This window comes from Lentilactobacillus otakiensis DSM 19908 = JCM 15040 (genome assembly GCF_001434145.1).
Taxonomy (GTDB): domain Bacteria; phylum Bacillota; class Bacilli; order Lactobacillales; family Lactobacillaceae; genus Lentilactobacillus; species Lentilactobacillus otakiensis.
The window spans coordinates 34,285-58,889 of sequence record NZ_AZED01000020.1 but is presented as its reverse complement, the minus strand read 5'-3'; the positions used below and the strand labels follow the sequence as shown (position 1 = coordinate 58,889).

Genomic DNA, 24,605 nt, shown 5'->3' with positions numbered 1-24,605 from the left:
AATTTATCTAAATTCTACCATAATTTAGCACTTACTTTGTAAATTTTCGCCGATAAAAGGATGACTTCAGAAAGTCTTTAGGTGTGATGTCTGCCATTCCGATCATTGGATCGATTAGTTTTTGATCGATCACGTCGGTGGTCAGATGGTCGGGCAAGTCTGGCTCGGATATACGCTCCTTGATTTGCGGGTCGCTTTGTTCGCTTGCGACAGGCTTTTCAACTGCATCTTGGTTATCAACATCAACGACATTGGCTTCCTTATGAACACCGATTGTGTCGACTAATCGTTTGACCAAACTGGTGTGTCGGTTAACCGAAACATTGCGGACACACTGTTCAAAGGCTTCCTTTTCGCCCAACATGATCAAAAAGTCGCTGGCCCGCGTAACAGCGGTGTACAGCAGGTTTCGCTGCAGCATTCGTGAGAATTGGCGGACAATTGGTAAAATGACCATCTTAAATTCACTACCTTGGGCCTTATGAATTGACGTACAGTAAGCCAAAGTAAACTGTGTCCACTCATTTTTTTCATAGGTGACTTCTGTTTCATCAAAATCAATTGTGATTTTATTTGGTGCTGTCTGGCCTTTGGGTGCTTCCATTCCGACAATAATGCCAATATCACCATTGAAAACGTTACTTTCGGGATTATTCACCAGCTGCAAAACTTTATCGCCGATTCGATAAGTATGCTCACGAATGGTCACCGCTTTTTTACCGGCGACATCCCCCTGCCAGACTTCTTGAACGACGTCGTTTAATCGATCAATCCCAGCCCGGCCGCGATACATCGGTGCCAGAACCTGCACATCCATTAAACCAAAATCTTTTTGCTTGGCCCGTTTGGTTACTTGTTCAATGACCGAGGAAATTTGATATTCATTGCATGGAATAAACGAGCGGTCTGACTGGTTCTTGGTAAAATCAGCGGATAAGGCCCCACGATGGATGTCGTGAGCCAGTTGAATAATGGAAGAACCTTTTTCCTGACGATAAATCGTGTTTAATTGCATTGCAGGAATTTGTTTAGAGACCAGTAAATCGTGGAACACCTGACCGGGTCCGACTGATGGCAGCTGATCCTGATCACCTACCAGAACAACCTGCATATGGTTGGGAATCGCCCGAACCAGTGACCTGAACAGGTAAGTGTCGACCATCGACATTTCATCAATAATCAACAACGCACCTTCAATGTCCTTGGTTCCTGTGGTGTCATTGGATTCACGACCATTTAGCCCCAGCAGGCGGTGAATCGTGCTGGCCGGCAGCCCGGTAGATTCGGTCATATGTTTGGCCGCCCGACCGGTAGGTGCTGCCAGAACGATTGGAAATGGTTTGTCTTTATATGAATTAATGTCTAAAGAATACTCGTGCAACCTTGCATACGTGTTGACAATTCCGTTGATAATTGTGGTTTTCCCGGTACCCGGTCCACCAGTCAAAATAAATGCCGGAGACTGGATAGCTTGAACGATTGCGGCAACTTGAGAATCGTCATAATTGATATCAAATTGTTTTTCGACAACCCGCAGCTGCTTTTTAATCGCGTCTTCTTTGAGTCGGTCTTCATCGTCTTTGTTCTTAATAACCCGATTCAAATGATCGGCAATCTGGACTTCCGCATTGTATAACCGCGTTAAATAAATCCGGTTTTCCTCACCGACCACCTTGCCTTCTTTAGCCAAATCAACCAAACTCTCAGCTAACTTTTTGCCCGGAATTTGTTGATCAGAGTTACCTTCCAAAACACTGGTGGCGGTCTCAATTAACGGCGCGGTTGTCGTATATGTATCCCCATTTTGAGCACACAATTCATCAATTGCGTACATCAAACCAGCCCGGATCCGTTCGTTAGAATCCGGGATAATTCCCAACCGCAGGGCAATGGCATCTGCCTTTTTAAAGCTGATGCCATCGATATCCTCAACCAGTTGATAGGGATTATTTGAAATAATTTTTAAGGCATCTTCATGATATTTTTGATAGATGGCTGAAGCAATCGCGCTGGAGAACCCATAACTGTTCAGACCAACAATCACTTTTTCCAAGTTGTCGTCAGTGTTGAGATTTTCAACGATCGCCGTCCTTAACTTCGGGCTAATCGGGACATCGTCCAACACTCGACTATCGGCGGTAATTTTCTCAATTGCATCATCGCCCAGAACATCGACAACCCGTTCAGCGGTCTTTTTGCCGATCCCGGGAAATTGTTCGCCGGACAAATATTTAACGACCCCTTCTCGAGTTGTGGCAATCACACTGGTATAGTTGCTGGCCTGAAATTGTTTGCCATAACGGGGATGATCCACCAATTTGCCAGTGAAATGATAGCTGTTCTCTTCAACCAAATCGCCAAAGTTACCCGTGACAACAATTTCATCTTCGGGCCAATTAACGTTGGTGTCAGTAATCTCCACCAGGACCACTTTGTAAAAACTATCGTTACTCGAAAAGAAGATCGCCTTGAGTCGGCCATCAACATATTGTGGTTCATTATTATTCTGTTCTGAGCCAAATAAATCCATTGAATGGTCCAAGACGGTCCTCCTTACACATTCTGTTAGTTACTTTTTCGGTTTATCTTTATTGATTTGAATGACTTTTTCAATATCTTTCAATTTTTGCTGGCCCTTTTCAAAATAAGCGGGGTCATCGTGCTTGGCTTTTGCAAAGTAGTTTGCAAAATTTTCACCATTGACCATAGCAACCAAGCCGCGGTTAAAGTTGGCTTTGCCATTTTCTGGCTGGTTTTTTAACACAATATCGTAAAACTCACCTGCTTGCTCAAAATTACCCAATGCCAACAGATTGTCACCAATCATTTGGTTTACATCGGGATCATCATGCCGCGAACTTTGAGCAGACAACGCAAAGACCATCGCGCGTTTGTTATCACCTTTTGCCATATAACTTTGGGCCAGCATCAGATACGATTCGGCTTGGAGCTTTTTGTCATCGATCTCTTGGAAAATCTTGATGGCTTTGTCATATTCGGCAGCGGCATAATAAACGTTGCCGAGTCCGAACTTCAAGGTGTCTTTAACGTCTTGGGAAGACTTGTCGAATAAGCCCAGGGCCTTCATCAAAAGCTCCTCAGCTTGTTCATAATCTTTGGCTTCCACCAAAAAGGTCGCCAGGTCATAGTAATTGTGATAGTTGTTGGGTTCACGATCGACTTTTTCAACCAATTTGTGAATCGCAACTTTTGCCTTGGCTTCCTCAGCTTCGCGCTTCTTAGTATATTTACGTTGATTCTCTTGATTTTTTGCTTGTAGTTTTTTGATTTTATCAGAATTATTTGCCATATTGTCACCTATACCAAATCTGTCGGGTCTATTTTTCTGTTCAAATAACTGGTATCGTTCCAGTCAATTAATTGATAGGATTGGCCCCCGTCGTTACTTTCCAAAATTGTCGTACTGGTATTCGCCAAGCCGCCCCGTTTCCGTAAATCAGCTAACGGTACACCAAGCAACGCGTTCATTTCGGCGTTCAATGCGGCCCCATGACTGACAATCATAATATTATCGTCTGGATACGCCTTAACAATTGCCGTAATTGCCGGCGTCATCCGGTCAATGACCTCTTGGTAACTTTCGCCGCCGATAGCTTTGGGATCATACAAATCCGGGTGGTTGCGAAAGTCTTCAAACTCCTCTGGATATTGCTGCTCAACATCGGCAAACTTCTGCCCTTCCATTTTTCCCAGGTGGAACTCTTCAAGCCGGGAAAGTAAGGATACTTTAGGGTGCTTCTTGAGTTTGCGGTTGATTCGGGCAGCCGTTACCCGTGCGCGTTTGATGGGACTGGCATAAATGTGGGCAAACGGGACCTTCTGGAAATGTTTACCCAACAAATCCATTTCATCATAGCTTTGGGGAAGTAACGGTGAATCACCGCCAGCACCTTGATAGCGGCTTTCGAGATTCCATTCAGTTTTACCGTGCCGAACAAAGTACAACTTAGTCAAATTGCATTCCTCCAAAAGGATTTTTAGCTTCTTACATTATGACAGGAAAACGGATTGATTTCAAAAAGAGTGTAAAAAAAGGCGTTTTGATCCCAGAATTTAAAGGAATAAGCCAATTATTCCCGGTTCTGGAATGGTTGGTTTATTCCTTTAAATGGCCGGAATCAGCCGGTTTGAGCACATTTTTCCTCAGTAACTTTGAAATCACAAAAAAACTGAAACAAAAGTTAACACTTTTGTCCCAGCCTCTTTGACATTTCTATACATATTGAAGTTCTTTTGCCTGCTTATAAGCAGCGTCAATAATCGCAGAACCCAAGCACTCGTCGCCATCATAGAAGACAACGGCCTGACCTGGTGTAATTGCGCGAACCGGCGCATCAAAATCAACGCGGACGGACTTGCCATCATCGCTGATATGAACGGTCACACCAGTATCTTTTTGACGATAACGGAACTTGGCAGTGCAGTGGAAATCTTTGCCGCGGTCAAGGTTGTTAACCCAATGAATGTCGGATGCCTCAAGGTAATCAGCATACAGCAATGGATTGTGATAACCCTTGCCCACGTATAAAATATTCTTCTTCAAATCTTTGCCGACAACGAACCATGGTTGGTTATCAACACCATCGCCACCGATTCCAAGTCCACGACGCTGGCCGATTGTGTAGTACATCAAACCATCGTGTTGGCCTTTGACTTCACCGTCAACGGTCATCATCTTGCCGGGAGTTGCTGGCAGATAGTGACCCAAGAAGTTCTTAAAGTTCTTCTCACCAATGAAGCAAATGCCAACTGAATCTTTCTTGTCAGCAGTTGCCAAACCAGCCTCACGAGCAATCTTTCGAACGTCTGGCTTAACCATATCGCCAATTGGGAACATGACGCGGTCAAGCTGATCGGCTGAAAGTTGGCTTAAGAAGTAAGTCTGGTCCTTGTTGCCGTCGGATGCCCGCAGCAAATGGTTATGGCCATCTGCATCACGGGTTAATTGGGCATAGTGCCCAGTTGCAATGTAATCGGCACCCAATTCCAAAGCGTAATCCAAAAATGCTTTGAACTTGATTTCCTTATTACAAATTACGTCAGGATCGGGAGTTCTGCCTTTTTTATACTCATCCAAGAAGTACGTGAACACGCGGTCCCAATACTCCTTTTCAAAGTTAACAGAATAATACGGGATGCCGATCCGATTAGCGACTTTAGCAACGTCTTTATAGTCTTCAGTTGCAGTACATACGCCGTTTTCATCAGTATCATCCCAGTTCTTCATGAAAACGCCAATCACGTCGTATCCTTGTTGTTTGAGCAGGTAAGCGACGACTGAAGAGTCGACTCCCCCACTCATTCCAACAACAACCCGAGTTTGACTGTTGTCTTGCATAAAACCACCATCATTTCAATTAGATTCTGGAGAATCCACGAGTTGAAGGTCGTAATTTCCAGTAAAACCAATAGTAACTCATTCTCGAAACGAATGCTACTTTTTGTAAGTAAATTATTTGGCCAGAAAGGCTGTGATTAATTTTTGGACCGCTTGATTGTCTTCCGGCTTGCCGATGGTAACTCGCAGCCAGTCCTTGCGTAAACCGTTCCGAAGTAGATAACCGTTTTCCAACAAATATTCATGAAGCGCATCTGCATCGCCACCCTTTACCTGAAAGAAAATAAAATTCGTTGCAGAATCATAAAATGGTAAGCCGGATTTGATCAGGAAATGCTCCCATTTTTTCCGTTCGTCAATAATCTTGGTCACTGTCTGGTTGACAAATGATTGGTCTTTGAAGGCCGCTGTTGCCGCAACTTCAGCAAATGTACTCAGGTTGTAGGGCAATCGAACCGCCTGTAAGTAACCGATTAACGGTTCTGAGCAGACCGCAAAACCCACCCGGAAATTAGCCAGACCATAGGCTTTGGAAAATGTTCGTAAGACCACCAGGTTCTTAAATTCTTTGGTCAGTCCAATGACAGAATCATGAATGCCGCCTGTGAAGTCAATGTAGGCTTCGTCGACAATCACCGTGATTGATTCGGGAACGTCAGCCACGAAGGAGCGAATGGCGCTGGCTTCCAAGAACGTGCCGGTTGGATTGTTGGGATTGCAGATCCAAATCATTTTAGTTTTTGAACTAATTGCGCGGGTCATCGCTTTTAAATCAATGCGGCCGGACTCATCCAAGCCGACTGATCGAATTTTGGCCCCTTCAATTTCAGCATGCAACGCATATTCGGAAAAGGTTGGGGCAGGATCCAAGACTTCATCCCCAGGCTCGAGAATCACCCGTGACAGCAGTTCAATAATTTCATCCAGCCCATTTCCAAAGATCAATTTGTCAGCTTTGATATCGAACTGAGTGGCAATGATTTCCCGCAACTCGTCTGCATTGCTGTCCGGATATAAATTTGAATCAGCATAATGCCACTTGTCCAGAGCTTTGGCAACGTCCGGAGAAGTCCCATAGGCGTTTTCATTTGCGGACATCCGAACCAATTTATCGAGGCCCTTTTGCTTTTTCATCTGCTCCAAAGTTAACTCAGGCACGTACGGATCCAAGTGTTTGACGGCTTCTTTGACCATTCCTACCACTCCTTAATTTGTTTGCGATCCTTTGTGATACTTTGCTTGCCTTCACGGCTGGCAAGTTCTTTTTTGATTTGATCCGGGGTAATCCCACGTTCAGCCATCAGAACTTCAACGTGGTAGGCAAGATCGGCAACCTCCAAAATAAAGTCCGGGTCAGAAGGGTTCTTAGCGGCCACGACAACTTCAGTCGCTTCCTCGCCGACTTTCTTCAAAATTTTGTCGAGCCCTTTGGTAAATAAGTAATCGGTGTAGGAGCCTTTTTCCGGGTTGTTTTTCCGTTCCAAAATTAATTTGTAAAGTTCATCTAAATCTTGCATAAACTATTCCTCCTTGGCTTGTTCAGGTAAAATTGTCCGGTAAAAGCAGCTGGTATGACCGGTGTGACAAGCTGGCCCTGCTGGAATTACCTTCATTAATAAAGTATCTTCATCGCAATCGATATCAATTGAAACGATTGCCTGCGTGTTGCCGCTGGTTGCGCCCTTGTGCCACAATTCTTGGCGGCTCCGGGACCAAAACCAGGTTTGCCGGGTCTTCATGCTCAAATTAAAACTCTCTTCATTCACATAGGCCATCATCAAAACCTGTCTGGTATTGTCGTCGATAACAATCGTTGGCACCAGGCCATCTGAATATTTTTCAAAATCAGGTTTCATCGGACAATCACCCCATCTTTACGTAAGTCATTTTTAACATCTGAGATTGTCAGCTCACCAAAGTGAAAGACTGATGCTGCCAAGGCACCATCGACGTCGGCTTGATCGAAAACTTCCACAAAATCAGCAAGTTTGCCGCAGCCGCCAGAAGCGATCACCGGTACATTCACTGCCTTGGTTAACTGCTTGTACAGTTCAATGTCATACCCGCTCTTGGTCCCATCTTTATCCATACTGGTCACTAAAAGCTCGCCGGCACCAAGTGCAACGCCTCTTTGCGCCCATTTAATGGCATCCAAATTCGTCCGTTTCCGGCCGCCATTCACATAAACATCATATTGTTGGCTGTCAGGATTCCATTTTGCATCGATTGCCAACACAACACATTGAGCGCCAAACTTTTCAGCTCCTTCGGTAATTAGCCGGGGATTGCTGACAGCGGCTGAATTGACGGCCGTTTTATCTGCACCAGCTTTAAGCAGCTGTTGCATATCGTCCACACTGTGGATCCCACCACCAACGGTCAGCGGCATGAAGACTTGACTGGCAACCTGTTCAATCGTTTCAACAATTGCTTTTCGCTTTTCATTGGTGGCTGTAATATCTAGAAAAACCAATTCATCTGCGCCCTGCTTTTGATAAGCTGCCGCAATTTCCGTTGGATCACCGACGTCTTGCAAATTCACGAAATTAACGCCCTTTTTGACTCGGCCGTGATCAACATCCAAACACGGAATAATTCGCTTAGCTAACACTGGCATTCACCTCCGCCAATACTTGAAGCGGCAAGTCACCAGTCGCCATGGCTTTACCAACGATTGCGGCCTTGATGCCCGCCTGCTCGAGCTGCTTGAGATCGGAGAGGTTACGAATCCCACCGGACGCGACCACCGTCGCACTGGGAAATTGTGATTGCAGTTCACTGAGCTGAGTGGTGTTGGGCCCAGTCATTGTCCCGTCCCGAGAAATGTCGGTCACAATAAAGGTCTTTACACTAAACGCAACCATCGAAGCCATTAACTCGCTCATTTCAACAGAACTTTGTTCGAGCCAGCCGGAAACTGCCACTTGGCCATTTTTGCCATCAATTCCAACCACAATCTGATCGGCACCGAATTGTTCAATGGCCTGCTGAACTAATTTAGGATCATTTAAGGCTGCCGATCCTAAGATGACGCGGTTAACCCCTGAAGTTAAGTAAGTGTTGATTTGCGAGAGTGAGCGAATCCCGCCGCCAACTTCAACTTTGAGATCGGTCTGCGCACAAATCTGTTCAATGATTGCCCGATTAACTGGCCGGCCAGACTTCGCACCGTCCAAGTCAACCAGATGAAGGTTTGCCAACCCGGCTTGATTGATTGCCAAGGCTTGCTTTAACGGGGAATCACTAATCACAGTGGTTTGTTTAAAATCGCCTTGGTACAAGCGGACACTTTGCTGATTTTTCAAATCAATTGCGGGAATAATCTGCATTTTCAACCATCTCCTTAAACTTTGATAAACCGTTCAGCCCAACCTCACCACTTTTTTCGGGATGAAATTGAAAGCCGATGACGTTGTCTTTTCTCACGATGCTGGGAATTTGAATGCCATAATTGACTGCTGATAAAATATTTTCCGGTGCTGTCTTTACATAGTAAGAATGAACAAAGTAGCTGAATTGATTATTGAACTCGTCTGCCAATGGATCAGCCTGTTGTGACCGGTTCTGATTCCAACCCATATGAGGCACTTTGACGCCCAAATTATCAGGGATTGGGACCACTTCGCCAGCAATCAGTCCCAGCCCAGTGGATTCGCCAAACTCATAGCTTTTGTCGAAGAGAATTTGCATCCCCAAACAAATCCCTAACATCGGAATGCCGGCATTGGCAGCCTGCTTAATGACTGGAACCAGTCCCCGCTCGTTCAACGAGTCCATTGCTTTTTTAAACGCCCCGACGCCAGGTAAAATCAAGCCATCGGCGTTTAAGATTTCTGCAGGATCCGCAGATAACCGATTTTCAACGCCCAAGAAATCCAGTGCATTCTTCACGTTTCGGGTGTTGCCGGTATCGTAATCAATAATGATCATCATTAGATAACCCCCTTGGTTGACGGGATCCCCTTAATTTCAGGATTAATCGTCACTGCTGCTCTCAACGATCTGCCTAACGCTTTGAATAAAGTTTCAATCTTGTGATGGGTATTTCTGCCATACAACACTTCTGCATGCAGGTTCATCTCTGCATTAAATGCAAAGGCCTGAAAGAAATCTTCAGTGACTTCGGTGTCATAGCCACCCAAATGATCGTTGGCAAACTCTGCCTTGAATACGAGATACGAGCGGCCGGATAAATCAATCACCACTCTGCTGAGGGTTTCATCAAGCGGAATCAATGCAGAGCCAAACCGTTCGATGCCGGCTTTGTCTCCCAAAGCTTCTTTGAGTGCCAAACCCAAGGCAATACCGACGTCCTCAGTCGTATGATGGGGATCAACATCTAAATCTCCCTTTGCCTTAACCACCAAGCCGAAACGGCCGTGTCTGGCAAATGCATCTAACATATGATTGAAAAAGCCGATTCCGGTATCAATTTGAATCTTTGAATAATCATCCAAATTAAGGCTTAATTCAATTTGCGTTTCATTGGTGTTACGAGAAATAGTTGCTGTTCTCACATTGATCACTCCTTAATTAATTTTGCTTGAACCATCTGCTGATCAGCTCTTTGGAGGCTGGCAATCAGTGCTTTAATCTGAGGCTGATACTGCCTAAGTGCCAGGCGGTTAACAACCACTTTGGTGTTGACGGGCTGCAATTTGGCGAATATTTGCAAGTTGTTTTCTCGCAGGGTATTGCCAGTTTCGACAATATCAACAATTGCGTCTGCCAACCCAATCAAGGGCGCCAATTCAACGGAACCTTCTATTCTAATAATCTCAACATCTTCACCGATTCCTTTGAAATACCGTTTAGTGATATTGGGATATTTGGTGGCGATGATTTTCCGTCGATGGGCTTGGGGGTTGAAGTCTTTGGTGGATGCCAAGACAAACCTGCATCTGCCAACATCCAAGTCCAACATTGCATATTGGAAATTTTCCTGTTCAGTTAAGATATCACTGCCAACAATACCAATTTGGACTGAACCATTGTTGAGATAAGTCAAGACGTCAGGGCCTTTCACCAAAATGATTTCATATCGAGGATCCTCATCGAAAATAAGTCGGCGCTGCTTGTTCCGAAGACCTTCACAATTAATCCCAGCCGCTTCCAGCAGCGGGACAACTTGGTCTTCCGTTCGTCCCTTAGTCAGAGCAATTTTAATTCGTTCCATTCTTTTCACCTGCTTTTGTTAAATCAATCAGCCGACTGTTCGTACTGGCTGCAAGTTGCTGAGCGGCTTCAAAATTATCTGTTAAACACAAGGTTGAATTTGGCACTTCTGCCAAAGTTGCTTCTGCTTGCGCCCACTGATCAGCATTGAAAAAGATCAGTGCCGTGGGGGTGTCATCTGGAAAATTGGTTCGTTCAACCAGCGCGTCGACGTCGAACGCAACCCCGACAGCAGATGTTTTGACGTTTTGAAAATTTGTCAACAGATCGTCATACCGCCCACCGCTGAATAAGTATCCGGCTGATTTGTCGGTGAAGCCGCGAAATGCCATGCCCGTGTAATAGCTCTGTGGAGATGGAATACTTAAATCGAGAGTGACGTTTGCTTTCGGGAATAGTTGGTGAATAAAAGCTGCGGTCGCTTTTAAATTCGCAATAATTGGTTGGAGAGGCTTAATTTCAGGTAAAGTGGCAGCGACTGCCATCACTTTGTCAAAATCGCCGAACAGCCAAGGCCACTCGCTAATGAACCGGGAATATGGTGTCCGTTCAAACGGCTCTGACAATTGATTGTATTTACTGAGATCTTTATCAAACAAGGCTTGCTTCAGACTTTCTTTGGTGGGCTCAGGCAAGGCCAATTGTTCAATCAAAGTATCTACAAACTTTGCATGGCTCAATTCAATCGTCACATTTTTAATGGCCATGTCCTGACACCCTGCCAAGGCAACCTCCAAACATTCCCAATCGGCTTTGAGGCCTTTATAGCCGACAATTTCAATGCCGGCTTGGGTCAATTGGTTATAGCTCCCAGACAGTTGCTTCTTGACCCGGAAAACATCACCGCCGTAATACCATTTGACTGGCAGCTCAATTCCGGTGGTGCTCATGACCCGGGCAACCGGCAAGGTCAGATCCGGCCGTAACACCAACGGTTCCCCCTGCTCATCCAATAGCTGATAAGGCCGATAATTTTCGGCGCTCAACGGCTGGAAGACATCTGAATATTCTAAAACGGGAGTAGTTAACTTTCTGAATCCGCGTTGACGAAATGTTTTAAATAATTTGTTTTGGATGGTTTCTTTAACCTCGGCTTCGGTTCCAAACTCATCCCGAGTACCACTTGGTAAATTTTTGTTTTTCATAACTGTCACTTCCTATTTCGATAAAAAAAGTCCCCGAAAACTGTATTCAGTCTTCGAGGACGCCTTAAAGTCGTGGTTCCACCTCAATTTGCCGCCACCTCACAGTAGCCGGCCTTACGTTGCCAATATCTAGTCATCCTCTGATAACAGATACGGTAACCCTGATAACGCTAAACATGCGCACCGGCCTACTTGGTTCAACCGGTAAGTTCATAGATGTGTGTTCACCGATGTAAATTACTCCTTCTCAGCAATAGAGCTCTCTTTAAAATTACCACCGACTACTCTTTCTAATCAAAACTTTATTATATTAACTTTTCCTGTATTTAATTTAATATACTATCATCAATTCATCGATTGTCAAGGGGTTTATTCAACCAAAGAAATCAGTCCGTTATACCCCCTACCGATATCCGCGATGCTATGGGCATCACTGCCATAAACGAATGGAATATTTAATTCCTTTGCCATTTTGATGATCGAATAAGTTGGGTATTGTTCATTGCAGTACTGTTTGTATAGTCCAGCAGCGTTTAAATCCAATTCGCGGTGCTGCTGGGAAATTGCACTCAAAATGGTACCGACTCTGTGTAAATTGTCAGCAGAGAAATGACGATCCAACCCGAAATAATCCTGAAACTTCTTGATCAGAGTCATGTGGCCAATTCGATTCGGCGTGTATTCCCCAAGGTCAGCGTTGACCGATGCCAAAACTGCCTCGAAATAATTCTCATAAAGGATTTGCGAATTGTTTGCGTGACTCAATAATCCCTTTTGGAAATCTTCGAGGGTATCATCAACACACCAAAATTTATCGTTTCTACCCTTCATAAAGTGGACCGACAGGATGTTGTCCGTTGTTTGTGGGCCATACTCATTGAGAAAATCACGGGTCCAATCCACGAAATCAGGCAAGAAATCGACCTCAAAACCAATGTTAATTTTAATTTGATCAGCATATTTGGCTTTCATCTGATTGGCTTTCGTAAAATAGGCATCCAAATCCGAAGCAGCCATTGAAGCTTCGGTGAGGCCGGTTTGTTTGCCGGCATACAGATCTGTGAAGCCCTCAGGTAATGGCGCATGCTCAGTAATGCTGTATTCTTGGAAACCCAATTTAATGGCCTTTTGAATCATCAACTCAACATCCTCGCCACTTCCATGGGGACAAAATTCCGTGTGGGAATGCCCTTCTCGTTTGATCAAATTTACCATCCTCCAATCCTGAATGCAGAAAGAGGCCGGACAAAAGTAATTCTTTGCCTCGGCCCCCCCAGTGCATTCTCTATACTTCAACCTTCTGAATCCAACCCTCGGGGGCTTCAACATCCCCAAACTGGATCCCAGTTAATTCGTTATAAAGTTTCTTGGTAATTGGTGCCACTTCGGTTTCACTATAAAAGACGTGCAGTTTATCTTTGTATTCAATCCCACCAATCGGTGCGATGACTGCAGCCGTTCCCATCGCACCGGCTTCTTCAAATCGATCTAAATCGTCAATGAAAACATCACCTTGAACTGGTTTTAATCCCAGCCGATTTTCAGCCAGATACAGCAGTGAGTATTTGGTGATACTTGGCAGAATGGAATCGGATTTGGGCGTTACAAATTCATTGTCAGCGGTAATCCCGAAGAAGTTGGCCGAACCGGCCTCTTCAATTTTTGTGTGGGTTGCTGGATCCAGATAGATCACGTCCGAGTAACCGGCTTTATGAGCCTCGTCACCTGGTAACAGGCTACCACCATAGTTGCCACCAACCTTACTCTGACCTGTCCCATGAGGTGCAGCGCGATCATAGTAAGAAGTGGTGAAATTGGTTGGCTTGAGGCCGCCTTTATAGTAAGCGCCTACTGGCATCGCAAAAATTGTAAAGATGTATTCTTGGGCCGGGTGAACGCCTATATTGCCACCAACACCAATCATCAATGGACGCAGATATAAGGTACCGCCAGTTCCATATGGTGGCACATAATCAGCGTTGGCAGCAACCACTTTTTTGACCGCTGCCACAAATTTGTCTTCCGGAAATGCCGGCATCAATAAGCGGGCGCAGGATTTTGTCATCCGTTTGGCGTTTTGATCCGGTCTGAAGAGGTTGATGTTGCCATCCTTAGTGCGATAAGCTTTCAATCCCTCAAAATCCGCTTGTCCATAATGAAGACTCGTTGAGCCTTCACTGATGTGCAAGGTCCCATCTTCGGTTAATTGACCTTCGTCCCATTTGCCGTCTTGGTAATGTGCTAAGAAACGATACGGTAAATCCATATAGTTAAAGCCCAAGTTTTCCCAATCAATTTCTGTTGCCGGTTTTGCTTTTGCCATAGTGTCCCTCCTGAGGATATGTAGTAAGTAGTTGTAATCGGTCTAACCAATTTCTAATATTCTAATGTTTGGCAGGAAAAATGTCAATTGCAATTAAATAGATTTGAAAGCAAAAAAGTTGGCATCGCACTTGCGACTACCAACTTTTTAAGTTTACTTAACTGGAACGACCCAGCCGTATTTATCTTCAACATCTCCGGATTGGATTCCAAATAATGTATCATACAATTTTTGAGTAACAGGACCTGGTTCAGTTTCACTATAAAAGACGTGCTTCTTACCGTTGTTAGTGAGTGAACCAACTGGTGAAATAACAGCAGCAGTTCCCATCGCACCGGCCTCAGTGTATTCATCGAGGTCATTGACGTCAATGTTGGTTTCAGATGGATCTAATCCTAAGTCTTTGGCGATTTGCAAGATTGACTTCTTCGTAATTGAAGGCAGGATTGAATGCGACTTTGGTGTATAGAATTTACCGTCCTTACCAATAGCGTAGAAGTTGGCACCACCAAACTCATCGATGTATTTATGTTGGCGAGGATCCAAGTAAAGTTCACCGGCAAAACCGTTATCTTTAGCTTCCTTGGCTGCTAACAGACTGCCGGCATAATTACCAGCTGTCTTGGCCTGTCCAGTTCCAGCGTAAGCAGCACGGTCATACTTACTGACCATGTATGGCATTGGATGCAGGCCTTTAATGTAAGCACCAACCGGAGTCGCATAAATGTGGAACGTATAGGTTGATGAAGGTGAAACGCCTACCAGTGGTTCAGTCCCGACCATGAAAGGACGAATGTAAAGTGAACCGCCTGATCCATAAGGTGGAACAAAATCAGCGTTAGCCTTGACAACTTCTTTAACGGCTTCTACAAATTTGTCTTCGGGATACTGTTCCATAACTAACCGCTTGGCCGAATTAGTGAAACGTTTGGCATTCATATCCGGACGGAACAGTTGAATTTCGCCGTCCTTAGTGCGATATGCCTTCATGCCTTCAAAAACTTCTTGGCCATAATGTAATTCTTCAGCCGCCTCGTTGAAGGTCAAGGTTGAATCAGTGGTTAAGCCACCATTTTGCCATTTGCCATCCTTAAATTCCTCGTTGTAACTGTATGGTAAATCACGATACGCGAAACCAAGGTTGGTCCAATCTAAATCTTCTAACTTTTGTTTTGCCATGTATATGTGTCCTCCTTAAAATATTGATTAAGCAGGTGATAAGCGTTGTAACTAAGTATGGTTTCTACAATTCAGATATGTAAGAAATCACCCGACGAACGTGAAACTCTGAGTTGTTCATAAGATCATTACTTATCCGTTTATCATCATATCTTAATTAATGTCTAATTTATCGCTTTTACATGGTTGTGTCAATGTTAAATCAAAAAACAGCTCGGAACTTGGGAGAAGTTCGGGGCTGTTGGGTGGGGGTTGTTTGTTGGTCTGTGTTGACGGAGAGCTTTTTCAGTGCTGAATTTGTGGGATTGTTTTGTATTGAATGTTTGATTCAAGATACATTTTCTCTAGCGGAAACGTGTTCCGACGGCCGGCTGAAAGCCTGCCTAGCCTACTTGGCGGCAGACCTGCCCCTACTGCGTAAGACAGAATGCCTAAGGATGAGCCAGAACCGCTCACCCTTAGGCTTTCTGTCTTACACTCCGGGGACACCCGGTCTTTGTCACACTCTGCGCTTTATCACATCTCTATCAATCAAATCATTAATAATAAACTGATATTGATCAACACTTGGTTGAGTATCCGGATTATTGAAGATGTTGACTTTTTCCAGGCCGTTACCTGTGGTAATTGCCATTCTGAAGCCACTTAAATCCTTATCAACCTTCATTTTAAATTTATAATTTGCATTATATGGTGAGGTTGGATCCAATGATTTTTCCAACGAAAAGACGCCTGTCTTTCCTTCAGTAAATCCTAAATCCCGCAGTGTGAAGCGTTTAACGTTATCATGCAGTTCATAAACCGTATCATCACCGTTGACCTTACCTGTCTTTGCAAATGCCATTACATCTTTACCCCCTTGTTTTTGACCCGGTTAACAATCTTGGTAATTGCATCTACCAATTTATCCAAGTCCTCAATTGTATTATACCGCCCAAAACTGATTCTGATCGACTCGCTTATTCTTGGGCTGTCCTTGCCATACATGGCAACTAATACGTGAGAAGGCTCAATGCTGCCGGCCGTACATGCCGAACCACCGGAAACCGCAATGCCTGCCAAATCCAAATTAGTCTGCATGACATAGGTTGAGATACCTTTAAGCCAAATATTAAACACATGGTTGAGGTTATCCTCAGTAATTCGGCCATTGATTTCGAATTCAACCCCATTAGCCTTCAGTTTGTCTGCGATATGGTGTTTGAATTTTAAATACTTTTCTTGACGGTGTGCCTTTTCTTCGGTAGTAATCGTCTCAACTGCTTTGGCAAACCCGGCAATTGCTGGGACATTTTCAGTACCGGCCCGCCGTTTTTCTTCCTGATCGCCGCCCTTAATCAGGCTCGGGAAATTAACCCCTTTACGGCGATACAGGAACCCAATCATCTTGGGACCGTTAATCTTGTGCGCTGACGTTGACAACATATCAATATGGTCGCGTTCAACATCGATGTCCAACAAACCATAAGCTTGAACAGCATCAGTATGGAACCAGGCTTGATGATCCTTCAAGATTTCGCCAATTTCGTGAATCGGCATGATAGAACCAACCTCATTGTTCCCAGTCATAATCGAAACCAGGATCGTGTCATCGTCCAAGGCAGCCTTAAAATCGTCTAGAGAGATGTTTCCGTACTCATCTACTGGCAAGTAAGTAACTCTGAAGCCCATCTTCTCAAGTGCCTCACAGGGCCTTAAAACGGCTTCATGTTCAATTGCCGTTGTAATGATATGGTTACCAAGTGATTTGCGGGCAATGGCGGTTTGGGTAATTGCCGTATTGTCACTTTCAGACCCGCCACTGGTAAAGACAATGTCATCAGGATCGGCATTAATACTTTTGGCAATGATATCACGGGAATTTTCCATGATCGCTTTGGACTCACGACCCAATCCATATAGCGTGGAGGCATTTCCATAAATATTTTTGTACTTGTCCATCAATTCCGTGTAAACCTCGTCAGAAACTGGCGTGGTTGCAGCATTATCAAGATATATCTCTTTCACTATTTTCACTCCCTAAATTCACTCGTTCTTAAAGAGGTCAATCAACATTTGACCGGACTTTTTGCCGGCAGTAATAATAAATTTGTCAAAACTGATTTCAGCTTCTTCATCACCAACGTCGGACATAGCCCGAATCACCGCATATGGCACCTTGTTTTGGTAAGCGACCTGTCCAACCGCTGCCCCTTCCATTTCAGAACATAATGCATCGGGGAAGTGATGCTTAATTTCAGCAATTTTATTAGAATCAGCGATAAATTGGTCACCAGAAACAATTAGCCCTTTGTGGGCAGTCACGCCGCTTTGTTTGGCAGCGTTGATAATCTTATCGGCAAGTTCAGGTGAGGCTGGAAAACGCGCCGGAAAGCCTGGCAGTTGCCCCATCTTGTACCCTGAGGTGGTCACATCGACATCATGATAAGCCGTCTCGGTTGAAACGACAATGTCACCGACGGATAATCCTTCACCAATTCCACCGGCAGAACCAGAATTAATCACAGCATCAACGTGAAATTCATTAATCAGTGTTGACGTTGTAATGCCGGCCTGCACTTTGCCAATGCCAGACTTGACGATGACCAAAGTTTGGCCATGAATTGTCCCAAGATAGTATTCGGCATTGCCATAATGTTTAGTTTTTTCATCAGAAAGGGCATCCTTGAGGATCGCCAATTCTTCGTCCATTGCACAAATAATTCCGTAAGTCATTCAATTTCTCCTTAATTTACAAAAAACAACACTAAAAAGACGATCACCATCAGTAATATCAGGATTGTGATTGTCCAATTCAGTTTGCGGTTAATCCGGTGCCAGCGTGGTGTTTTGAAATCGTCAGCGGGATTAATGTTCTCGTGTGTCCGCGTGGTTGCCTGAGGTTCAGGTTCTGCTTCAGGCCCTTCCTGTTGGTGTTTTCTTGCATATTCGCGTTCGACTTGAACCCGACGTTTATCGCGGGCCTCAAAGTCTTCTTCTTGTTGAAGCTTTAATTTTCGATATTGCTCTCGGGTTAACGGCTTGCCGTCATCCTTTTTATTATCATCGATCGCCAAATTAAATGGTCACCTACTTTTGCATTAATTGCCAATATTGAATGGCAGTAATGGTCTTTGCGTCCTGAATGTCGCCGTCCGCAATCATTTGTAATGCTTCGGGCATGGTCTTTTCGAAGACTTCGAGAAACTCCCCTTTATCCCGTGGCAATTGGTGTTTGACGGGTTCCAAGTCTTCAGCAAGGTACAGCTTCATGAATTCATCGGAAAACCCGACAGAGGAGTAGAAACCATAGAGCTCTTTAATTGTTTTGGGAACATAACGGATTTCTTCGTTGAGTTCTCGAATGACCGTGTCGTGAAAATTGGCATCCCGGCCGTCTACCTTCCCCGCCGGAATCTCAACGGTGACCTTCTTCGCAGGTGCCCGCCATTGCTTTTCAAGAATAATTTTATTGTCTCTGGTAAGTGCCAGAATACCGACCGCACCAGAATGATGAACAATTTCTCGAAATGAGGTTTGCCCATCCGGCAATTTAACGGTTTGTTTTTCAACGTTAATAATTGCCCCATCGTAAATTTTCTCGCTGCCAATTACTTTTTCTTCAAAATCCAACTCGATCACCTTTTTTAGTTAATAGTATCATTTTACAAATAAAGCCGAACCATTGCAATCAAGACGGCTAGTCTTCTGTGACATGGGCTTTGGCAGCCTGTGGCCCCTTTTGTCCTTGAACCACGACATATTCAACGGGTTTGCCAATTTGAATGGTGCCGTATTGATCTTCAGGAAAGGCATTCTTGAAGAAGAATAGATCATCCTCACCGCTGTCCTGCGTGATGAATCCAAATGCGTTTTGTGGGTTATAAGATTTAATTTTTCCTTTAAGCAAATTAGGTTACCTCCTATGAGAATGTACCAAAGCGAGCTGGGCTCCCCGTACATCTCGATTAAGTGCACAAAAAATAAGACTACAACTTTTAAGTCATAGTCTCATTTTAATGTTTAATTATGAATATTGAAACATAATTTGATGAATCTTAAATTATCATCATAGAAAACGGGTGATTACTTCTCTTCAAAGCCTTCAGCAGCGGTTTCAGGGAATTGATCACGGACAATTTGAGCACATGACTTGCAGAATGTTGGATAATCACTGTCAGCACCAACATCTTGACGAACCAAACGGCAGCGTTCACAGGTCTTGCCTTCAGCAGGCTCAACTAACAATGCTAATCCATCGCTGTCAAATTTGGTACTGTTATCAGGTGCGTCGGTAAAGTCTTTAACAGTCAGTTGTGAAACCATCAAAACAGTTGCCAAATCAGTCTTCAAACTATTCATCAAATCAGCAACTTCGCTGGTTGCGTAAATTGTCAGAGCAGCTTCAGATGACTTACCAATCTTCTTGGCATCACGGGCCTCTTCAAGTACCTTAAGAACGTCATCCCGGTAACTTCGGAATTTAGTCCAGTTGGCAAGAATTTCGGAATCATGATCATACTTCTTTGGTTCTGGAATATCGGTCAATTGAACAAATTCCTCAGGTTCGTGGAGGAAACCCCAAATTTCTTCAGTGGTATGAGGCAAAACAGGGGTCATCAGCTTGGTCAAGCCAACTGTAATTTCGTACATCACAGTCTGCATTGAACGACGTTTGTGACCGTCTTGCTTGTCGATGTAGACAATATCTTTGGCAATATCCAAGTAGAATGCGGATAAGTCGTTGGTGATAAATTCAACAACCTTCTTGTTCCAATCCAAGAAGTCATATTTTTCCATATAACTTCTAGTTTCGGAAAGGAATTTGTTGAAGAGAACCAACATATATTGGTCTTGTGATTCCAAATCATCAAAGGCAACTGTGTTTTTCTTGGGATCAAAATCAGCTGTGTTGGCTAACAAGAACCGCATCGTGTTTCGGATCTTCTTGTATGAATCCGAAATCTTGACGAAGTTTTCGGTACTTACACGAACATCAGCTGATGAATCAACAGAGGTAACCCACAAGCGAACAATTTCGGCACCCATCTTCTTGATCACGTCGATTGGTGCAATTGTGTTTCCAAGCGATTTGCTCATCTTATGACCATTGCCATCGAGCGTAAATCCTTGAGAAACAACTTGTTTGTATGGTGCTTTACCTGAAACGGCAACACTGGTAATCAAGCTTGAGTTGAACCAGCCACGGTACTGATCTGAACCTTCAAGGTACATATCAGCTGGGTAGGTTAAATCTTTTCGTTCAGCAAGAACGCCTTGATGTGATGAACCTGAATCGAACCAAACATCCATGATGTCATTTTCTTTGGTGAACTTGCCATTTGGTGAATGTTCGCTGGTAAATCCATCTGGCAACAGGTCCTTGGCATCTTTTTCAAACCAGATGTCAGAACCGTACTTTTCAAATAAATCAGCAACGTGGTTCACGGTTTCTTCAGTGATGATCGCTTCACCATCTTCACCATAGAAGATTGGTAGTGGCACACCCCAAACCCGTTGACGTGAGATAACCCAATCGCCACGGTTCTTGATCATGTTGGCGAGTCGAACTTTTCCCCAATCAGGGAAGAATTTAACATCATCCAATGATTTCAAAATTTCATCTTTAATCTTATCAACTGAAGCGAACCACTGTGGGGTTGCCCGGAAGATGATTGGCTTTTTGGTCCGCCAGTCAAATGGGTAACTATGCTTCAATGGCATGTAGTGAAGCAACAAATTGGCATCCTTTAATTTATCAAGGGCAATCTTGTTGGCATCGTCGTAGAAGACGCCAGCAAAGTCTTCACCAGATTCTTTGGTTAAATAACCTTTATCATCAACTGGTGCAAAGATATCCAAACCATATTTGCGGCCAATGTTAAAGTCATCTTCACCATATCCAGGAGCGGTATGGACTAATCCGGTACCTTCTTCAAGGTCCACAAAATCGCCCAACATCGTTAATAATTTGCGGCTATGATCAAATGGATGTTCAGCCAAAACGCCCTCAAGATCTTGGCCTTTAACTGTTTTGAGAGTTTTGACATTTGTCCAGCCAATCAGTTCTGCTACTTTGTCGACCAATTCGGTTGCGATGACAAACTTTCTAGTCTCGCCTTCCGGTTGAACAACTGAATAATCAAATCCAGCGTCTACGGTAATACCTTCAGAAGCGGGAATAGTCCAAGGTGTCGTCGTCCAAACAACCATATAGGTATCATTGTCCAAAACGCCTTTGCCATCCACAACGTGCTCACCATAAAATGCAGTTGGTGAGGTAATGTCATGATACTCAACTTCAGCTTCAGCAAGTGCAGATTCTGATGACCATGACCAGTAAACTGGTTTCTTACCTTTGTAAATCAGGCCTCGTTTGGCAAATGCACCAAATACGCGAACTTCTTGAGCTTCAAATTCTGGTTTCAATGTTAAGTACGGATCGTCCCAATCTCCTGAAACACCCAAACGTTTGAACTCTTCTTTTTGACGCTCAACTTGCTTCAAAGCGTAGTCGTGACATAATTTACGGAAATCATTGGTTGACATCTTTTTACGATCATAACCAGCTTGAGTCAGTTTTTGTTCGATTGGTAATCCATGAGTATCCCATCCTGGAACGTATGGTGCGCGGTAGCCAGTCATTGACTTGTATCGAACAATAATATCTTTAGAAATTTTGTTCAATGCATGCCCCATGTGAATGTCACCATTGGCATATGGAGGGCCATCATGAAGGACAAATGTTGGTTTGCCCTCGTTTAATTTTTGTCTTTGTTGATAAACATCGTTATCTTCCCAAGCCTTTTGACGCTCGACTTCTTTAACGGGAAGATTACCGCGCATCTTGAACTTGGTCTTGCCTAAGTTTAATGTATCTTTTACTCGCATTGATGGGCTTCCTTTCATGGTTATATTTATTGGGAGTAATGGTGATTTGGTATGGTGGTGTTGGCTGTGGGTGACAGTTTAATTTGTGGTTGTTTGACTGTTATTTAGTGGAAACGTGCTCCGGGGCCACCCAGCCCTCATCGCACTCTACAAAAAAAGGCCCCGTCACAAGGGACGAAGTCTTCGCGGTACCACCCAATTTTAGAATTTAAAAAATTCTATCTCTTACGATAATCGATTTATGTACTAGAGGTGATCGATTTACTGGTTGGTGACTGCTGAACTCCCACTATCTTCAGCTCGCTGTTGTGTCAGCCAGTAACTTTCTTTTCTCTAATCGATTAGCTATTCATTTTTTGTGCTGCCATCTGGATAAATCACAACGGTTTCCTTTGAATCATCCACTGTAGCCGGTGTGCCTTCAACTGCCTCAGCACCATTACTCTGTTTAGTTTCAGATTGTACCCCTGGCTTTGCAATGTTGTCAAGGCTTCCAACAACTTTTTCAATATCTTCGTAAGTTGTCGTGGGTTTTTCTTCAACTAATCGATCCCAATCGGAACCTTTGATCACTTCAAGTTGGCTTTCCAACATTACTTGAAGTCGTTGACGGAAGACCCGAGTGTTCTTCTTCAAATCGTCGGTTTCGATAGCTAACTTCTTAGCGCGCTTGGAAGCTTCTTCCAAAACAGCATCGGCTTTTTCGTTGGCAGCATTCAAAATGTCGTCAGCTTTCTTTTGTGCTTCTCGACTGGTGATTTCAGCTTCTTTTTTCGAATTCGTCTTAACTTTGTCGGCAGCTTCCTGGGCAACTAAGATGGATTGGTTCAAAGAATCTTTCAAATCATTGAAGTAAGAAAGTTTGTCTTTGGACTCATTTAGTTGAGAATTCAAATCCTTATTTTCCTGTAAAACGATCTGATAGTCCTTAATCACTTGATCAAGAAAATCATTAACCTCGTCAACATTGTAACCTCGTAATTTTGTCGAAAATTCTTTGTTATGAATATCTTGTGGACTTAATACCATAATGATTCAATCCTCCTATTTATTTCGATTATATACTTTTAATACAATTCGAATCTTACCCTTTTTGGTAGTGCCGGCAATATCTTTGACAACCAACCTGCCAAAGCCGCGGACTGAAATAATATCCTGAATAGAAATTTCCAAATCAGGTCGGCCCGCGTCTTCCCAGTTAATCCGAATCATCCCGCCTTCAATCAATTCCTTAGCATGATGGCGAGAAATGTGGAATCCTTCACTAACGAGTGCATCCACCCGCAAAGAGGCAACCGTTGTGGTTACCTCCTCGCTTTCATCAACCGGAACAATAATATCTTCAGGTTGAATTTGCTTCAGTTTGATTTTAATCTTACCAATCCGATCAACTTGGGTCTGGACATAGTCCGCCATTTCGGTTTCGCACATGAATTGCCAGTTCAGACCATCGGTCACGATATCACCAATGACATCCCTGTCAATGCCGCTTCCCATGATTGATCCCAAGATTTGGCCGTGTGACAACGTGGCAAATTTACTGGGATAATCGATCTGAAAAGCCGTGATGTTGTAATCATCCGCTTTAGGAACAAAGTAATCAGGGAATGCGACTGCCCGCTTTAATTCTGCCGAAGGAAAACCACCAAACGTTTGAAACGAGACACCTTCGTATCTATTAACGATTGTTTCAAGTATATAAAGCTGTCTAGGATTTAAAAAATCAGTAAGGATCGGTCGATATTCATTTGCAACTCTGCCGCTCAAACTGTCGATTGACTCTAAAAAAGGCAACTCCGCCTGTCGATAGTGTTGCGAAATATTCGAGTCTACCAAGATATTTCCCCCTCTGGCTGAAACGTATACACCATTAATATCCTATCAACAATTGTCCTAAATAATTAACGCCCATTTGAACAAACGTGAGTACAGCTAAAGCAACGATTGGCGCTAAGCTGATCATTCCAACTGTTGCAAAGTTAAATAAACTCTCAAATGGCTCAACAATTCGGGCTAAGAAACGGCCAATTGCTGTCCCATAGGCATTCGGGAACCAACTCATCAGGGCATAAACGACAATACACAACATGTAAATGTTGATAGCCTTGTCGATGAACCAAACTGCATACATAACAAATGTGACCAATAGGTTGCTCCTTATTTATCGAGATTACTCAGTTACTTGAAATTTCTTCGGTGAACAAATGAAGATGTTTCTGCCAAGTCGGTTGATTGATCCATGAATGGCAAACAAAACACCATTCAGGAAATCAACCATTCTGGCAGCTGAATTGTTGTCCAATTTATCCAACTTGATGATGACAGCACTGTCCTCTAATAATTTTTGGGCAATGGTATCAACATCTGTATAGTTGACTGGTTCAAACACAACTATGCTACTTGATTCTGGTTCTTGTCGATTCATCAATACAACGTTGTCCGCCGGCTTATCAATTTGATTTTCTGGTTGGTCTGTATCCATCCCAAAAAAATTAGCTAAATTAAATTTTGGCATTTCGTGTCCTTTCACATTTCACCAAACATTCACACCGGT

At 43.7% G+C, this 24,605-nt stretch carries 27 protein-coding genes and 1 other annotated feature; all 27 genes read right to left on the bottom strand.

Features of this window, described 5'->3' with window-relative positions; all coding sequences use genetic code 11:
- Positions 1-31: 31 nt before the first annotated feature.
- Positions 32-2,542, bottom strand: a complete 2,511-nt coding sequence (recD2, locus tag FD05_RS11125) for an SF1B family DNA helicase RecD2 (protein WP_020281878.1) — start codon at positions 2,540-2,542, stop codon at positions 32-34.
- A gap of 27 nt (positions 2,543-2,569) precedes the next feature.
- A complete protein-coding gene (locus FD05_RS11120; RefSeq protein ID WP_020281877.1) occupies positions 2,570-3,310 on the bottom strand; it encodes a tetratricopeptide repeat protein in 741 nt (246 codons plus the stop codon).
- Between the two features lie 8 nt (positions 3,311-3,318).
- Positions 3,319-3,975, bottom strand: a complete 657-nt coding sequence (locus tag FD05_RS11115) for a histidine phosphatase family protein (protein ID WP_020281876.1) — start codon at positions 3,973-3,975, stop codon at positions 3,319-3,321.
- Between the two features lie 259 nt (positions 3,976-4,234).
- The gene (mnmA, locus tag FD05_RS11110) at positions 4,235-5,359 is read right to left on the bottom strand and encodes a tRNA 2-thiouridine(34) synthase MnmA (RefSeq protein WP_020281874.1); all 1,125 of its coding nucleotides are present in this window, start codon (positions 5,357-5,359) and stop codon (positions 4,235-4,237) included.
- Between the two features lie 114 nt (positions 5,360-5,473).
- On the bottom strand, positions 5,474-6,553 hold the full coding sequence (hisC, locus tag FD05_RS11105; RefSeq protein WP_020281873.1) for a histidinol-phosphate transaminase: 1,080 nt from the start codon (positions 6,551-6,553) through the stop codon (positions 5,474-5,476).
- 2 nt (positions 6,554-6,555) lie between these two features.
- A complete protein-coding gene (gene hisE / locus FD05_RS11100; protein WP_020281872.1) occupies positions 6,556-6,876 on the bottom strand; it encodes a phosphoribosyl-ATP diphosphatase in 321 nt (106 codons plus the stop codon).
- Positions 6,877-6,879: 3 nt separating this feature from the next.
- Entirely contained in the window at positions 6,880-7,215 is a 336-nt protein-coding gene (gene hisI, locus FD05_RS11095) for a phosphoribosyl-AMP cyclohydrolase (RefSeq protein ID WP_020281871.1), read from the bottom strand.
- The gene (hisF, locus tag FD05_RS11090; RefSeq protein WP_039933258.1) at positions 7,212-7,970 is read right to left on the bottom strand and encodes an imidazole glycerol phosphate synthase subunit HisF; all 759 of its coding nucleotides are present in this window, start codon (positions 7,968-7,970) and stop codon (positions 7,212-7,214) included. Before hisF ends, hisI begins: the two co-directional genes overlap by 4 nt.
- Positions 7,960-8,688, bottom strand: a complete 729-nt coding sequence (hisA, locus tag FD05_RS11085; protein WP_020281869.1) for a 1-(5-phosphoribosyl)-5-[(5-phosphoribosylamino)methylideneamino]imidazole-4-carboxamide isomerase — start codon at positions 8,686-8,688, stop codon at positions 7,960-7,962. The genes hisF and hisA overlap by 11 nt, the downstream gene beginning before the upstream one ends.
- Positions 8,666-9,292 carry an imidazole glycerol phosphate synthase subunit HisH gene (hisH, locus tag FD05_RS11080; protein WP_020281868.1) on the bottom strand — a complete coding sequence of 209 codons (627 nt, stop codon included), beginning with the start codon at positions 9,290-9,292 and terminating at the stop codon, positions 8,666-8,668. Before hisH ends, hisA begins: the two co-directional genes overlap by 23 nt.
- Positions 9,292-9,876 carry an imidazoleglycerol-phosphate dehydratase HisB gene (gene hisB, locus FD05_RS11075; RefSeq protein WP_020281867.1) on the bottom strand — a complete coding sequence of 195 codons (585 nt, stop codon included), beginning with the start codon at positions 9,874-9,876 and terminating at the stop codon, positions 9,292-9,294. Before hisB ends, hisH begins: the two co-directional genes overlap by 1 nt.
- 5 nt (positions 9,877-9,881) lie before the next feature.
- Complete coding sequence (gene hisG, locus FD05_RS11070) at positions 9,882-10,535, bottom strand: ATP phosphoribosyltransferase (protein WP_020281866.1); 654 nt, start codon at positions 10,533-10,535, stop codon at positions 9,882-9,884.
- On the bottom strand, positions 10,522-11,679 hold the full coding sequence (locus FD05_RS11065; protein ID WP_020281865.1) for an ATP phosphoribosyltransferase regulatory subunit: 1,158 nt from the start codon (positions 11,677-11,679) through the stop codon (positions 10,522-10,524). The genes hisG and FD05_RS11065 overlap by 14 nt, the downstream gene beginning before the upstream one ends.
- A 52-nt stretch (positions 11,680-11,731) precedes the next feature.
- Positions 11,732-11,986, bottom strand: a binding site (T-box leader).
- Positions 11,987-12,048: 62 nt separating this feature from the next.
- The gene (gene hisJ / locus FD05_RS11060; RefSeq protein WP_039933255.1) at positions 12,049-12,894 is read right to left on the bottom strand and encodes a histidinol-phosphatase HisJ; all 846 of its coding nucleotides are present in this window, start codon (positions 12,892-12,894) and stop codon (positions 12,049-12,051) included.
- A gap of 70 nt (positions 12,895-12,964) precedes the next feature.
- The gene (locus FD05_RS11055; RefSeq protein ID WP_020281863.1) at positions 12,965-14,002 is read right to left on the bottom strand and encodes a branched-chain amino acid aminotransferase; all 1,038 of its coding nucleotides are present in this window, start codon (positions 14,000-14,002) and stop codon (positions 12,965-12,967) included.
- Positions 14,003-14,155: 153 nt separating this feature from the next.
- Entirely contained in the window at positions 14,156-15,181 is a 1,026-nt protein-coding gene (locus FD05_RS11050) for a branched-chain amino acid aminotransferase (protein ID WP_020281862.1), read from the bottom strand.
- A gap of 499 nt (positions 15,182-15,680) precedes the next feature.
- Complete coding sequence (locus FD05_RS11045; protein WP_020281861.1) at positions 15,681-16,025, bottom strand: DUF1831 domain-containing protein; 345 nt, start codon at positions 16,023-16,025, stop codon at positions 15,681-15,683.
- Complete coding sequence (locus FD05_RS11040) at positions 16,025-17,188, bottom strand: cysteine desulfurase family protein (protein ID WP_020281860.1); 1,164 nt, start codon at positions 17,186-17,188, stop codon at positions 16,025-16,027. Before FD05_RS11040 ends, FD05_RS11045 begins: the two co-directional genes overlap by 1 nt.
- Before the next feature lie 18 nt (positions 17,189-17,206).
- On the bottom strand, positions 17,207-17,896 hold the full coding sequence (locus tag FD05_RS11035) for a 5'-methylthioadenosine/adenosylhomocysteine nucleosidase (RefSeq protein ID WP_020281859.1): 690 nt from the start codon (positions 17,894-17,896) through the stop codon (positions 17,207-17,209).
- Positions 17,897-17,907: 11 nt separating this feature from the next.
- Positions 17,908-18,237: a hypothetical protein gene (locus FD05_RS11030; protein ID WP_020281858.1), complete on the bottom strand. Its 330-nt coding sequence runs from the start codon at positions 18,235-18,237 to the stop codon at positions 17,908-17,910.
- A 13-nt stretch (positions 18,238-18,250) separates the two neighbouring features.
- Positions 18,251-18,793, bottom strand: a complete 543-nt coding sequence (locus tag FD05_RS11025; RefSeq protein WP_020281857.1) for an NUDIX domain-containing protein — start codon at positions 18,791-18,793, stop codon at positions 18,251-18,253.
- A gap of 67 nt (positions 18,794-18,860) precedes the next feature.
- Positions 18,861-19,070: a cold-shock protein gene (locus FD05_RS11020; RefSeq protein ID WP_020281856.1), complete on the bottom strand. Its 210-nt coding sequence runs from the start codon at positions 19,068-19,070 to the stop codon at positions 18,861-18,863.
- A 176-nt stretch (positions 19,071-19,246) separates the two neighbouring features.
- Complete coding sequence (gene ileS, locus FD05_RS11015; protein WP_020281855.1) at positions 19,247-22,051, bottom strand: isoleucine--tRNA ligase; 2,805 nt, start codon at positions 22,049-22,051, stop codon at positions 19,247-19,249.
- A 345-nt stretch (positions 22,052-22,396) separates the two neighbouring features.
- Entirely contained in the window at positions 22,397-23,080 is a 684-nt protein-coding gene (locus tag FD05_RS11010; RefSeq protein ID WP_020281854.1) for a DivIVA domain-containing protein, read from the bottom strand.
- Positions 23,081-23,095: 15 nt separating this feature from the next.
- Positions 23,096-23,887 (bottom strand): YlmH family RNA-binding protein, encoded by a 792-nt coding sequence (locus FD05_RS11005; RefSeq protein WP_081637877.1) that lies wholly within the window; start codon positions 23,885-23,887, stop codon positions 23,096-23,098.
- Between the two features lie 34 nt (positions 23,888-23,921).
- Positions 23,922-24,197 (bottom strand): YggT family protein, encoded by a 276-nt coding sequence (locus FD05_RS11000; protein ID WP_081637876.1) that lies wholly within the window; start codon positions 24,195-24,197, stop codon positions 23,922-23,924.
- Positions 24,198-24,221: 24 nt separating this feature from the next.
- On the bottom strand, positions 24,222-24,566 hold the full coding sequence (locus FD05_RS10995) for a cell division protein SepF (RefSeq protein ID WP_020281851.1): 345 nt from the start codon (positions 24,564-24,566) through the stop codon (positions 24,222-24,224).
- Between the last annotated feature and the right edge of the window lie 39 nt (positions 24,567-24,605).